The sequence below is a fragment of the Bacillus sp. NEB1478 genome, assembly GCF_031582965.1.
Taxonomy (GTDB): Bacteria; Bacillota; Bacilli; order Bacillales; family Fictibacillaceae; genus Fictibacillus.
On the sequence record NZ_CP134049.1, the window covers coordinates 591,202 to 604,939 of the forward strand.

A 13,738-nucleotide genomic window follows, 5' to 3' on the forward strand; every position below is an offset into this window, starting at 1 on the left:
TGTTTTATGCAAATAGTTTCGGAAGTTCTTGGCTGATCGTATAAATGCTCATACCTGCCATCATGATGACGATAATAACACCGAAAATGGTCATCCAGACAGGGTGTTTGTAGTCTCCCACAATCTTTTTCTTGTGGGCAGCAATAAGCATTACACCTAATGAAATCGGCAAGATAAGTCCATTTAATGCACCTACTGCAATCAGGATTTTTACGGGCTGTCCGATCATAACAAATACGAGTGTTGAGAAGGCGATGAATCCGATAATGATCCACTTATGATATTTTTCTAATGTAGCGTTGAATGTACGAATGAACGATACCGATGTATAGGCTGCGCCAATGACAGAAGTGAGGGCAGCAGACCACATGATAATACCGAACATTTTATAGCCAATATCACCGGCAGCTAGCTGGAAAACAGAGGCTGGCGGGTTTGCCGGGTTAAGCTTCAATCCTTGAGAAACAATTCCGAGGGCAGCCAAGAATAAGAAAATACGCATGATAGACGCGATTCCAATTGCTGAAACGGAGCTTCTAGTTACTTCGCCAATTGCTTCTTTACCTTTAATCCCTGCATCTAAAAGTCTGTGAGCACCAGCAAATGTGATGTATCCACCGACTGTTCCACCGACTAATGTTACGATTGCAATAATGTCGATCGTGTCAGGTGCGAACGTTTTTACAACGGCTTCTCCAACTGGAGGACTAGCTGTGAACATGACATATACGGTGAGTCCGATCATGACGAATCCTGCGATTTGTGCAAAACGGTCCATCGCTTTACCTGCTTCACGTACAACGAATACTAAAATGGCAATAATCCCGCTAAGCAGAGCTCCCATTTTAGGGGAAACACCGAAAATAACGTTAAGTCCAAGTCCTGCTCCCGCGACGTTACCGATGTTAAAGGCTAGACCGCCGATTACGACTAAAATGGCAAGGAAGATTCCGAGACCAGGCAAAACACCGTTTGCGATGTCCTGTGCTCTTTTTTCAGAAACAGCGATGATTCGCCATACATTCATCTGCGCGCCAATATCAATAAGGATGGAAACTAAAATAACAAAACCAAAACTGGCTGCGAGCAGAGATGTAAAGTGCGTCGTCTGTGTTAAAAATCCTGGTCCGATTGCCGATGTCGCCATTAGGAAAGCGGCGCCCAGCAGTATACTTGCTTTCGATTCTTTCTTCATGTAAATCCTCCTACATTCAATTGATTACTTCGATTGTTGTTTTATTTTAAGTGAGATACCCTGTTTAAGCTGCTGGATCTGATCTTCTCGATTTAAATAGAGTTTCTGAGCTTCTTCATGCGAGATTTCAACAAAGCTTATTTTGTCGCCGGGCTTGAGCTGTGCCATTAAGGAATGGTCGACGCTGGCGATCTGTCCGATTTTTGGATAGCCGCCTGTTGTTTGCCGGTCAGCTAAAAGGATGATCGGGTTTCCTTCTGATGGCACTTGGATTGTTCCAAAAGTTACCGCCTCTGATAGCATTTCTTGTTCGTTTTCGAGTTCCAGCTTTGATCCGCTCAATCGGTAACCCATTCGGTCTGATTTTGATGTAATTTCAAAAGGTTCAGAGAAAAATTTTGTCTGGCTGTCTTCGGAAAACCAATTATACTGTCTGCCTTTTATGACTCTCGCTTTTGGCTTTGATTCAGGCAGTGCCATAAATTCTGAGGCAATCGACCACGGCACTTGGGCAAATTTTTCTTCTTCTTTTTGATCAGATAATAAACTTGCAATTTGCTGAGAGAGCTCGCTTTGTTGCCCAACCTCGAGCACATCATCTGCTAATAATGTTCTTCCGTTAAAGCCGCCGATTCCAGCGCGTACATATGTGGATTTGCTTTCCATCACGTTATCCACTACAAAGCCGCCCGCTGCAGCCAAGTAAGCTCGGCATCCGGTTTTGCATCCCCCGAACTTCAGTTTGCTGCCGGCACGAACGAACACAGGTCTCCATAGTTTCACAGAATTACCATCGATTTTAGGGGAGAGGTCTCCGCCGCAAATTGCAATGAGCGCATCTTTTTCAAATTCCATATCAGGACCAAGTAAAGTCAATTCCAATGTGGCTTCATTTTCATCATTGCCAACTAAAAGGTTTGCTATCCGGTGTGCGGTTTGATCCATCACACCGCTTGCGATCACGCCGAATTTTTGATAACCGTACCGTCCCAAATCTTGCACACTTGTAAGGAGTCCAGGCTTTGTAATTTTAATCATTCTTGTTCTCCTCCCAGTTCTCAAATTCTTCTATGGTGATGGGCTCGAATTTGATTTTGTCTCCTGCTTTTAATAAACTAGGCGATTCGCCGTTTGGGAGAAAAAGCTTTCGAGGCGTTTTGCCGATTAGCTGCCAGCCGCCAGGCGTTTCGATTGGGTACACACCTGTTTGTTTTCCTGCAATTCCGACTGAACCGGCAGGAATCTTCAATCGCGGATCTTTTCTTCTCGGAGCAGCAATTGTATCTGACATTCCTCCGATATAAGGGAATCCTGGTGCAAAACCGATCATGTAGACGAGGTATTCACCTTTTGAATGAATCTCAATGACTTCTTCAGGAGTCAAGCCATTGTGTTTTGCTACTTCCTCCAAGTCAGGCCCAAACTCCCCGCCATAGCAGACCGGAATGGTAACAACTCTTGTTTCGGTATCTTCTCCGGCGTTTAGTTCCTCTAAAAACGAAGCAAGCTGTTCCGTGACATGATCGTAAGGCAGACTTTCAGAATCGATTTTCATAGGATCATAAAATACAGAAACCGTTGTAAATCCTGGTACGTATTCGATCATCCAATCAAAAGGTTTTTCATCGAGTGCTTGTGAGACCGTTTTCACTTTTTGGTGTGTGTCGAGGTTAATATCTGTTCCAAGTTCAATAATGACGGCGGTATCGCCTAAAGGCTCCAAAGTAAAATCCATGAACGCAAAGCTCCTGTCTATATATGTAAATAATCTGAATGTTTATTAAATTTCGTATATGTTAATGAAGTATAAAGAAGCATGTATAAAAATTCAATGCAAACTTAAACATTCACACATGCAATTATTTCTAGTCCGAAAATATGGATTTTGCACATTTCTATTTATTCCCGATTTAAAAGGTTTCGAATCCTAAGTACTAATTTTTAATCGTTAGTCTTTATTTTCGTCATTTTGTGAAGCTTTTTTCCTAAAACTCTTTGCTTATGTTTCAGCTCTTAAGTACATACAGGTAGCTTAAATTTAAACAAGCGTTTAAACTAGTAGGTAGAATCCTAGTTATATGGCGGTTTATTCTATTCGAAAAAGTACCTATCATCCTAAATGGGGAGTGTGACATCATGTATAATGAGCCGATTTTTTTAAAACCTGTTTTCAAGGACCGAATCTGGGGCGGAACAAAGCTTCGCGAGGAATTTGGCTATGAAATTCCGACTGAAACGACGGGAGAGTGCTGGGGAATCTCTGCTCATCCGAACGGTCCGAGTACGGTCATGAACGGACCATTAGCGGGCAAAACGCTCGACGTCTTGTGGAACGAGCACCGTGAATTGTTCGGCAATCAAGATGGAGCCGACTTTCCGTTATTGGTTAAAATTTTAGATGCAAAGACTGACCTTTCTGTTCAAGTTCACCCTGACGATGCGTATGCGCGCGAAGTTGAAGGGGAAGCGTTCGGTAAAACAGAATGCTGGTATGTCATCGATTGTGACCCTGGCGCAAAGCTTGTATATGGCCATCACGCTGATTCCAGAGAAGAATTTAAGCAGATGGTTGAGGAAAACAAATGGGACGAGCTGCTTCGTACAGTTGAGATCCAGCCTGGGGACTTCGTGTATGTACCGAACGGAACGATCCATGCGATCGGTGCGGGGACGATGATCCTCGAAACCCAGCAGAGTTCAGATGTAACGTATCGCGTGTATGACTATGATCGCCGCGATGACTCTGGAAATCCGCGCGAACTTCATATTGAAAAATCGATTGAAGTAGCAATGATACCGCATGAGGATGCAAGCTTCAGCCCCGTGCGCACAGCTGTCAGCGATTTGAACGTAAGAAAACTCGTCCAAGAAAACTATTTTACTGTTTATCGCTGGACGTTAGAGGGGACTGCTGCGAAAATCGATAATCCGCTTTACCTGCTCGTAAGTGTGCTTGAAGGGCAGGGGGAAGTGAATATTGGTGAGGAGACGTTTCCATTTGAAAAAGGCGATCACTTTATCGTGCCATCTACGGTGAGCCGGTTCGGTTTACGCGGAAATGCAAGATTTATCGCCTCGCATCCGACTGTTTAATAGAAAATATGCTTAATGAGGAGGCCAAAACTGCGGTTTTGGCTTCCTTTTTTTTGATTGGCTGTTTTCGTAAACTTTGTTGCTTTTGAAAGAGGTTGATCTCCGTTCCAGGTTGCTCGCTTTCCGCTGGGTGTGCGGTGAGCCCACTCGCCGCTTTGCGACATTGAATGGTCTCTCCTGTCTAGCTGCAGCGGCTAGCCCCTCGAGGTCAAAAGTGAAAGTGTCCTGAAGGCAAAAAGCGCCTTCTTAGCCCCTTTCCTTTTGCTTGTCGGGGCTGAACAAGCCGCTTCCGCTTTTCGGACTGTCCCACTCATCCCGCAGGACAAGGAAAGCAACGGCCGCGTTACATCGCACGAAGAAAATGTGATTTTCATTTTCGAGGAGTCTCGCACCTTACACTCCAATCAACTTGTCATTGCAGTTAATGACAAAATTGCCTCCTCGCAACATTCTTTTATAAAAGAGCCTAGATAAAAGAACACGGTACCGTAAAACCCCTCCATTCCATAAAGAAAAGCCCCTTGATCCCAAGGGGCTTCCTCCTTTTACTTCGTAACTTCTGCAGTCGATTCACGTTTTATCAGTTGGGCAGGCAACAGCAGTTCTGTCATCGGTTCATCAGGATGATCCAGACGCCAGACAAGCTGTTCGATCCCTTTTCTTCCATAAAGCTCTAGGTCGATATCCATTGTCGTGATCTTTGGGTTCGCGAGTCTGGAAAGCTGTCCATTATCAAAGCTGCTTACCGAAACATCCCCCGGAACGTTCAATCCTTTTTGCTGAAGAGCAGATTGAACGAAAAATCCAAGTCCGTCATTCACACAAAACCACGCCGTAGGATGCCCGGCAGCTGAATCCATAAGGTCCCGCACTGAATCTTCTCTTTCCATAACAGATGAGAAAATAATCTCATTTTCCACCGATAGATTGTGTTCTTGAAGAGCGAGCAAATACCCTTCCAATCTCTCTTGATAACTTGGCGAAAGCTTGGCATTCCCGACAAACGAGATTTTTTTATGACCAAGATCGATCAAATGCTTTACCGCGGTATATGCTCCGAATCGATTGTTCGTCAAAATGGCATCCGCTTGAATGAGCGGGTGATGGTGGTCAATTGTCACCGTTGGAATGCCAGTCGCGATTATTTTATTAATATACTCCGTACTGATGTGCGACAAAACGAGCACGCCATCAACTTGTTTGTTTTCAATAAAAGATGGAAGGATCAGACTTTCCTTAGCGTCATTGCTGATCGACTGTATGAGCACATTGAGCCCTTGGTTTGCCGCTTCTTTTTCAATACTTAAGTAGATTTTTCCGAAAAAGCTTTGCAATGAAAAAGCCAGATCTGATGCGATCAGTCCGATGTTTCCGGTCAATAATGACTTTGATTTCGCTGGCTGGTTTTGATAGGCGTAACCTAGCTCCCTCGCTGTCTCTTCTATTTTTTTTCGTGTAGCAGGACTGACACCTGGTTTTCCTGACAATGCTTGAGATACAGAGTTTTTTGAGATATTCAGCTTATCAGCAATGTCCTGCATCGATATTTTCTTCGCCATATAGTATACAAACCTTCCGGATTAATAATCTTGTCACGTTACAAAATAAATATACTTGAAAAGGCAGATAAAGTAAACAATTGAAGTGTAAGGTGACAGGAATAATGATCAAATATGAACCAACACAACTGTTAAGAGTAATCTTATATGGGATTTTATTGGTGTTTGATATAACCGAATTGTCAGAAAAATAATTTGACACCATTATAGTTTCATGTGATAATCACTTTACGTAAGGTTACAAAATATACTTGTAATTACGAATTAGAGAAGTTGTAATGTTTTTGAATTATTTTTTTTGCAGAAAATGATAGCGCTACCAAAATCGTTAAGGGGGAAATAAGGATGAAATTTAAAAGAACCGCGTCTCTGATTTTAACCGCTTCACTTGCAGCCTCAGCACTTGCTGGCTGTTCAAAAGGGGACAGTAAATCAGCTGACGGTAAAACGACGATTGAATTCTGGGCTGCTCCAAACCCGACGCAGCAAGTGTATTGGAAAGAGATGGCGAAGGAATTTGAAAAGAAAAACCCGAAAATCGACGTTAAAGTAAGTCCTATTAAAGAGAGTCCGACTTCTGAAGCGAGCATCCAATCGGCGATTGCCGGCAAGAGTGCACCGACGATGTCTGAAAACATCAACCGTGGTTTTGCTGCACAGCTAGCTGAAAGTAAAGCGCTCGTTCCGCTTAATGAGATTGAAGGCTGGGACAAACTTATCGAAAAACGTAACATGACAGATACGATCAAGACCTGGAAATTCTCAGATGACAATCAATATGTCATGCCGATCTATTCGAATCCAATGCTGTTCGGTTGGAGAATCGATGTTTTAAAAGAACTAGGAGTTAACGAACCTCCGAAAACATACAGCGAAGTGATCGATGTAACGAAAAAACTAAAAGCGAAATACCCGGATAAATATTTGTGGGCGAAGGGTGACCTTGCAGATCCGACCGCTTGGAAGCGCTGGTTTGACTTCTTTATGCTGTATGACGCAGCATCAGGCGGCAACAATTTTATTGAAGGTGACAAGTTTGTCGCAAAAGATAAAGCTGGAGTAGAAGTTCTGAAATTTATGGATGATATTCGAAAAGAAGATGGTCTATTAACGAAGCAAGCGACTGATCCGTTCGAGAGTGCACTTGGTATCTTTACTGACCTTGGTCCATGGACGTTCAGCTATTGGGAAGAAAAGTTCCCTGAGATGGAGTACAACAAGAACTTTGCGCTATCTCTGCCTCCTGTTCCAGACGGACAGAGAACGAAAAATGTGAGCACGTTCGCTGATACGAAAGGGATCGCTGTGTACGCATCTGCTACAGAAGAAGAGCGTAAAGCTGCTATGAAGTTTATGAATTTCGTATATTCGAACCCAGAAAACGATCTGAAGTGGCTCGAAACGACGAAGCTTCCGCCAGCACGTGACGATCTTTCAAGCAATGAATCATTCAAAGCGTTCTTTGAAAAAAATCCGGAGCTGAAGCCGTATGCGGAAGCTGTTCCGAATGCGATTCCGGCGATTGACAATGCAAAATTCAATGAGCTTCAAACACATATTGGGCGTTTAGCCGTTAACCCTGTCGTGAAGGGAGAAGTCGATCCTGAAAAAGGCTGGAAAGAGATGAAAAAGGCCATAAAGGAGGAACTTAAGAAATGAAGAAAACAAACGGGACGGGCTGGCTATTCGCCAGTCCTTACCTTTTATATGCGGTAATTTTTTTCGCGGTTCCGCTGCTCTGGTCACTTTATTTATCCATGACGGACTGGAACTTGATCTCTCCGGTTTACAACTTTAAAGGGATTGATAATTTTATAGAAGCGGTGAAACATCCAGGTGTTCAAGCTGCATTTTTCGTAACATTCAAGTTTATGGCAGCTTTTGTTCCGATGGTTATCGTCTCTTCAACATTGGTGGCGCTCGTGATCCATGGACTTCCAAGATTTAAAGGACTGTTTTTGATTGGATTCTTCCTTCCGTATTTGGCGTCAGGCGTTGTTTCTTCCTTAATCGTAAAAGGGCTATTATCACAAAATAGTGCATTTAACGTCTTCTTACGCGGAATCGGTATTGAGATCGACTGGCTGAGTACGCCACTTTCGGCGTTATTGGTCGTTGCGGCGATCATTGCGTGGAAATTCACCGGTTACTACGCGCTCATTCTGACAGCTGGCTTTGGGAGCATCAGTAAAGATGTGTATGAAGCAGCCGCGATCGATGGTGTTTCTTCTTCACAACGTTTTTGGAAAATAACGTTACCGCTGTTGTATCCAGCACTTTTTACCGTATTGATTTTATCAATCGGTGTATCTTTCGGGATTTTCACAGAGGTTTACCAGTTAACTGGCGGGGGTCCGAACTATGCAACAAACACGTGGCAGATGGAGATCTTTAAACAAGCGTTTACAAACTTGAGTGCAGGTTATGCGTCAGCTGTTGCCATTATTGCTTCGATCGTGACGTTCGCTGCAATTTTAATCATCAGAAAACTACTAGAGATGTGGGGGAAACGTAATGGTTGGGTCTAAGAAAAATTTAACTTTTCGCTATATCATCGCATTCGCGCTGCTTATCGTTATGGTTTTTCCGTATCTCTACATGGTTATGAACTCGTTCGCCGACTGGACGCAAGTGGATAAAAAAATGGTGCCAACTGACTTCACACTTCGATCATATGAATGGCTGTTCTCTGGCGGGGAAGCTGGAGTCGCGAGACCTTGGCTTCACGCTTTCTTAAACAGTGTGATCGTGTCGACTATTTCGACCGGCCTTATGATGGCAACAGGGGCGATGGTCGCATTTGCACTTGCGAAAATGAACTTTCGCGGACGGAATTTCATCAACAATGCGGTATTGTTTCAAATGTTTTTCCCAGCGATCATCTTGCTGATCCCGACATTTTTAATCGTTCAGAACGCAGGGTTATATGACACATACATGGCGATGATTTTGCCAAAAGCATTGAGTTTATGGGCTGTATTCATGTATACGAACTTTTTCAGGGCGATTCCGGACACCTTCATTGAAGCAGCAAAGCTTGATGGTGCATCAAACTTTCAAATTTTATATAAAATCGTGCTTCCGATGTCAAAATCAATCACGACCGTCGTTTTCCTATTTCTATTCATGGAAAGATGGACGGAATTATTGTGGGATATGATCGTCGTTCGAAGTGACAGCATGCTGACGCTGAACGTTTTATTATCGCAAATGTTCGGTCCTTATGGCGGATACCCTGGCCCGATGTACGCTGCATCCGTCTTGCTTACGGTTCCGATCATCATCTTATTCTTATGTTTTTCTAAACAATTTAAAGAAGGCATGCAATTCACGCTTAAATAGATCGAAGGAGAAATTAAATGACTAAAACTTGTGCGGTATTAGTGGAAGAATTTTTGGAGAAAAGTCAGCCGGTAAACCCAACAAAATTGAAGTTTACAGGTGTCAGTGAACGAGATGTTTATAACATTACAGCTCCGTTTGAAGATGACGGCGAAACCATCATCGCTGGGCGCGTGGAATCACGTGACTCAGAACATTCAGAAGTGTACTTTTTCGTGAACCGAGATGGCGTTTGGACACCGAGAGAGGGTGCTCCTGTTCTGGAACTGCAGGACCCGTTTGTGACTCGGATTGCTGGAGAACTAGTCCTTGGCGGTGTTGAGATTTTTCCGCACCCGACGAACGCAGGTTTACTCAGCTGGCGTACGGCTTTTTATAAAGGAACATCCATTTCAGAACTGAAACCGTTTTTCAAAGGACCGGACGGGATGAAGGATCTTCGGATTGCTGAGTTAAAAGACGGAAGTGTCGCTGTGCTGACACGACCTCAAGGCGAAAAAGGCGGCCGCGGTAAAATCGGTTTTGTACGAGTTTCTTCATTAGATAAGGTGAGTGTGGAAATCGTTGAGGCTGCACCGTTATTGGAAGGTCAGTTTGCAGAGGGTGAATGGGGCGGCGCAAATGAGCTGCACATTTTAGACAACGGAATGATCGGTGTTCTTGGTCACATCGCTTGCTTTGATGAGGAAGAAAATCGTCATTATTATCCGATGGTATTTTTGCTAAATCCGGAGACCGGCGAGCACTCGGAAATTCAGTTGATTGCGATACGCGGCGATTTTTTACAAGGAGTCTCGAAACGACCGGATTTAGTAGATGTCGTTTTTAGCGGCGGACTTGTTCGTAAAGAAGACGGAACTGCAGATTTTTATGCGGGAATCAGTGATGCTGAAGCACATAGAATCACAATTTCCGATCCGTTTAACCAATTTGAAAAATAAGGGGACATGCAACATGAATGTGTATCGATATGAAGAAAACCCTCTCGTTACGCCTGCTGACGTAAAACCGCATCGTGACGATTTTGAAGTAATCGGCGCCTTCAATGCCGGGATCGCCAAATTTGAAGATGAAGTAATCATGCTTTTGCGCGTTGCTGAACGTCCGATCAGCGATGACCAGAACGTAGTAAAAGCGCCTGTTTATAACCATGAATCCCATGAACTGGAGATTCATGAGTTTAACTTGGACGACGAACAGTACGATTTTTCCGATCCGCGCGTGATTTGTGAAAAGAAAAATGGCAAAAGCTTTTCTTATTTAACTTCCCTTTCGTATATTCGTCTCGCTCGCAGCAAGGACGGACGCAACTTCACGATAGAAGATGAGCCGTTTATTTATCCTTCGAACGAACTTGAGACTTTCGGTATCGAGGATCCGCGGGTTACACAAATGGGTGACACATATTATATTTATTACAGCGCGGTTTCCCCGTCTGGCGTTGGCGAATCGCTCGTTTCGACGAAGGATTTTGTAAACGTGGATCACCATGGGATGATCTTTTGTCCCGAAAACAAAGATGTGTTAATTTTTCCTGAAAAAATGAACGGAAACTATTATGCGCTTCACCGTCCTGTTCCAAAAAGCACCGGCAGACCGGAAATCTGGATCGCTGAATCCACGAATCTCATGCACTGGGGCAATCACAAGCACCTGATCGGATTGCGTGAAGGAATGTGGGATAACGGGAGAATCGGCGGCGGGGCAGTTCCGATCAAGACAGAAAAAGGCTGGCTGGAGCTGTATCACGGCGCTTCAAAAGAAGACCGCTATTGCATGGGCGCTGTTTTGCTAGATTTAGAGAATCCGTCAAAAGTGATTGCTAGATCAGAAAAACCAGTACTCGAGCCGGAAGCCGATTATGAAGTAGAAGGATTCTTCGGCAATGTCGTCTTTTCTTGCGGTGTTTTAGTCGAAGGAGACGTCGTGAAAATGTATTACGGCGTTGCAGACACCTCAATGGCGTGCGCTGAACTCAGTTTACAGGAGATTTTGGACTCATTGACGTATTTATAGATGAAGTAGTGGCCAAAACGGAGGTTTTGGCTTCTTTTTTGCAGCTTGAATTTCTCTATGAGCAAAACAGGGATTATATGAGCAAGACAAGAATTCTATGAGCGAAAAAGCTTTTCTATGAGTAAACTTGTAACAGCGACCGTAAAACAACCAACCTAAAGCAATTAATGATAAAATCCCTTTAACGAAAGGAGCGACCACCATGATCTTAGGCGCAATTGAAGCAGGAGGCACAAAATTCGTATGCGGAATCGGTAATGAACACGGGGAAATCACCGAAAGAATTACTATTCCAACTACCACACCTGAAGAAACACTCAGTAACGTCATCGACTTTTTTAAAGAAAAGCCCATCGCCGCACTTGGTGTTGGATCATTTGGTCCGGTTGATCTCAATCCGGACAGCGCAACATACGGGTTTATCACAAGCACGCCGAAAAAGAACTGGAATTACTATAATCTTGTTGGTGAGCTCAGAAAACATATCAACGTTCCGATCGGATTCGATACCGATGTAAACGCGGCAGCTCTTGGTGAGATGGAATGGGGAGCGGCGAAAGGCCTTGATAGCTGCCTTTACATGACGGTCGGTACGGGAATCGGTGTTGGCGCGATAACGGAAGGCAAGCTCATACACGGAATGCTTCACCCTGAGATGGGACATATCCTCGTTCGCCGTCATGAGGATGATTTGTTTAACGGAAGCTGTCCTTTTCACGGGGATTGCCTGGAAGGAATGGCAGCAGGGCCGGCAATTGAAGCAAGATGGGGGCAAAAGGGGACGGAATTAGCCACGAACCAGAAAGTTTGGGAACTCGAGGCCTATTACCTCGCGCAAGCGCTCGTAAACTATATTTTGGTGCTTTCTCCAAAACGTCTTATTTTAGGCGGAGGAGTCATGAAACAAGCACACCTTTTCCCGTTAATAAGAGAAAATGTAGTTAATTTATTAAATGGATATATCCAGCATGAGAACATCCTCGAAAATATCGACGACTACATTGTACCGCCGGATTTAGGAGATCAAGCAGGATTATGCGGAGCCATAGCACTTGCTAGAAAATATATTAATATATAAAGCTGGTAATATTTAGCTGACTAAATATCAATGTTTCCCATATTTTTTTCAATAATATTATGGTAATATTACAAAGTTGTTACAGTATTGTAATATAACTAATGAGAAAAAAGGGGAACAAAGAATGATAGCATTTATCGGTCTAATGGGATTTCTTGTATTTTTAATAATGGGTGTGGTTTCACTTTTTAAGAAAAACGGAAATGCGAAGCGAAGTTTTATTATTAGTTTTGTAGCCTTCGTCTTATTTATCGTAGGTGTTGTAAATTCGGACAGCGATACAGCTTCCAAAACTACTGCAGACGAAAAAAATACATATCAAGAAGAAAAGAAAGAGAAAAAAGCAGCAAATAAATCAAAAGAAAAATCAACAGTTGCAGAAGTTAAAGAAGTGATTTCAAAAGGGATAACGGATAAAAACTTCAAAAAAGAAAAGAAGAAGCTGAACGTTGATCAGCCAAACAGCATTTCGATTGGGAATGGGAATGTAGGGTATGTACTGGAAGCGAAGGATGGAATTATTGTAGCCAGTACAGACGGAGTTAAAATTATTGAAGTTGTTCAATTTTCAAATATGGATGAAGTGAGCAACTATGAAAAACAAATGCTTGCAAAAGCTGAAGCAGCTGACAAGGAACAGGCAATAAAAGAACGAGAAGAATCTAAACAAACGGCTACCGGAAAAGGTGATACGGCAACAGATGCGATACCTTTAAAAGCTGGTTGGGCTATTTTCGATGGATCGCACACTGGCGGTTCAAACTTCGCAGTACAGCTTCAAGATGAAAACGGAAATGATATGGAGTTGCTCGTCAACGAAATTGGGAATTATAAAGGTAAAACATTCGCCCAGATTCCGAACGACGGAGATTACTTCTTAAATGTTACAGCAGATGGAACTTGGAACTTTAATATCTATCAGACCCCACCAGTTGATATACCTGATGCGCCAACTACTTTAACTGGTTCTGGTGATGATGTTGTTTTCTTCAATACGAGTTCTGGAAACCATAAGTTTACATTCACACACCAAGGTGAAAGCAACTTTGCTGTGTTATTAAATGGTGAAGACCTTCTAGTGAATGAAATCGGAAACTATAATGGTTCAATGAGAAATCAGCTAGGAACAGATGGAGCATATGCATTTGTTATTACTGCTGATGGAAAATGGACTGCAAAAATTGAAAAGTAAGAATATGTAAAGACTCATTTTAAATGAGTCTTTTTTTAAGTTAATAAACAAAACAAGAGTTCTCATTTAAACAATTGTTTAAATTAAAGACTATCGAAGTCATATTTTTTATGTCTTCCTGAACTAGAATCCGGAAGGTTAAGAGCATTTAGAAGTTATTTAGCAGAGTGACGGGAGGGAATTTGGAGAAAATTACAGCATTGACGATTTGTGATGCTTGTATTTAGTAACAGCGCATATCTCTGGTACAAAAACACGAAAAA

General features: G+C 42.9%; 13 protein-coding genes. 8 read left to right on the top strand and 5 right to left on the bottom strand.

Features of this window, described 5'->3' with window-relative positions; genetic code table 11:
• Positions 1-4: 4 nt before the first annotated feature.
• From RGB74_RS02845 to pxpB, 3 genes are read right to left on the bottom strand one after another with little or no spacing between them, the layout of a single operon-like run.
• Complete coding sequence (locus RGB74_RS02845) at positions 5-1,195, bottom strand: NRAMP family divalent metal transporter (protein ID WP_310761482.1); 1,191 nt, start codon at positions 1,193-1,195, stop codon at positions 5-7.
• A 24-nt stretch (positions 1,196-1,219) separates the two neighbouring features.
• A complete protein-coding gene (locus RGB74_RS02850) occupies positions 1,220-2,233 on the bottom strand; it encodes a 5-oxoprolinase subunit C family protein (protein WP_310761483.1) in 1,014 nt (337 codons plus the stop codon).
• The gene (pxpB, locus tag RGB74_RS02855; protein ID WP_310761484.1) at positions 2,226-2,930 is read right to left on the bottom strand and encodes a 5-oxoprolinase subunit PxpB; all 705 of its coding nucleotides are present in this window, start codon (positions 2,928-2,930) and stop codon (positions 2,226-2,228) included. Before pxpB ends, RGB74_RS02850 begins: the two co-directional genes overlap by 8 nt.
• A gap of 401 nt (positions 2,931-3,331) precedes the next feature.
• On the opposite strand from pxpB, the gene manA reads away from it, so the two are divergent.
• Positions 3,332-4,288 (top strand): mannose-6-phosphate isomerase, class I, encoded by a 957-nt coding sequence (gene manA / locus RGB74_RS02860; RefSeq protein ID WP_310761485.1) that lies wholly within the window; start codon positions 3,332-3,334, stop codon positions 4,286-4,288.
• On the opposite strand, the gene RGB74_RS02865 is transcribed toward manA, so the two are convergent.
• Positions 4,285-4,452 carry a hypothetical protein gene (locus RGB74_RS02865; protein WP_310761486.1) on the bottom strand — a complete coding sequence of 56 codons (168 nt, stop codon included), beginning with the start codon at positions 4,450-4,452 and terminating at the stop codon, positions 4,285-4,287. The two genes, manA and RGB74_RS02865, sit on opposite strands and share 4 nt — an antisense overlap.
• A gap of 381 nt (positions 4,453-4,833) precedes the next feature.
• Complete coding sequence (locus RGB74_RS02870; protein WP_310761487.1) at positions 4,834-5,847, bottom strand: substrate-binding domain-containing protein; 1,014 nt, start codon at positions 5,845-5,847, stop codon at positions 4,834-4,836.
• A 345-nt stretch (positions 5,848-6,192) separates the two neighbouring features.
• Here RGB74_RS02870 and RGB74_RS02875 point away from each other — a divergent pair, with 345 nt between their 5' ends.
• From RGB74_RS02875 to RGB74_RS02905, 7 genes are all read left to right on the top strand, one after another.
• A complete protein-coding gene (locus RGB74_RS02875; RefSeq protein WP_310761488.1) occupies positions 6,193-7,506 on the top strand; it encodes an ABC transporter substrate-binding protein in 1,314 nt (437 codons plus the stop codon).
• Entirely contained in the window at positions 7,503-8,375 is an 873-nt protein-coding gene (locus tag RGB74_RS02880) for a carbohydrate ABC transporter permease (protein ID WP_310761489.1), read from the top strand. Before RGB74_RS02875 ends, RGB74_RS02880 begins: the two co-directional genes overlap by 4 nt.
• A complete protein-coding gene (locus RGB74_RS02885) occupies positions 8,362-9,189 on the top strand; it encodes a carbohydrate ABC transporter permease (protein WP_310761490.1) in 828 nt (275 codons plus the stop codon). Before RGB74_RS02880 ends, RGB74_RS02885 begins: the two co-directional genes overlap by 14 nt.
• A 17-nt stretch (positions 9,190-9,206) precedes the next feature.
• Complete coding sequence (locus RGB74_RS02890; protein ID WP_310761491.1) at positions 9,207-10,130, top strand: MTP-1 family protein; 924 nt, start codon at positions 9,207-9,209, stop codon at positions 10,128-10,130.
• Positions 10,131-10,143: 13 nt separating this feature from the next.
• Positions 10,144-11,205: a BtaManbiosPhlase gene (locus RGB74_RS02895; RefSeq protein WP_310761492.1), complete on the top strand. Its 1,062-nt coding sequence runs from the start codon at positions 10,144-10,146 to the stop codon at positions 11,203-11,205.
• Positions 11,206-11,407: 202 nt separating this feature from the next.
• Positions 11,408-12,283 (top strand): ROK family protein, encoded by an 876-nt coding sequence (locus RGB74_RS02900; protein ID WP_310761493.1) that lies wholly within the window; start codon positions 11,408-11,410, stop codon positions 12,281-12,283.
• A 124-nt stretch (positions 12,284-12,407) separates the two neighbouring features.
• Positions 12,408-13,475: a hypothetical protein gene (locus RGB74_RS02905; protein WP_310761494.1), complete on the top strand. Its 1,068-nt coding sequence runs from the start codon at positions 12,408-12,410 to the stop codon at positions 13,473-13,475.
• Positions 13,476-13,738: the final 263 nt, after the last annotated feature.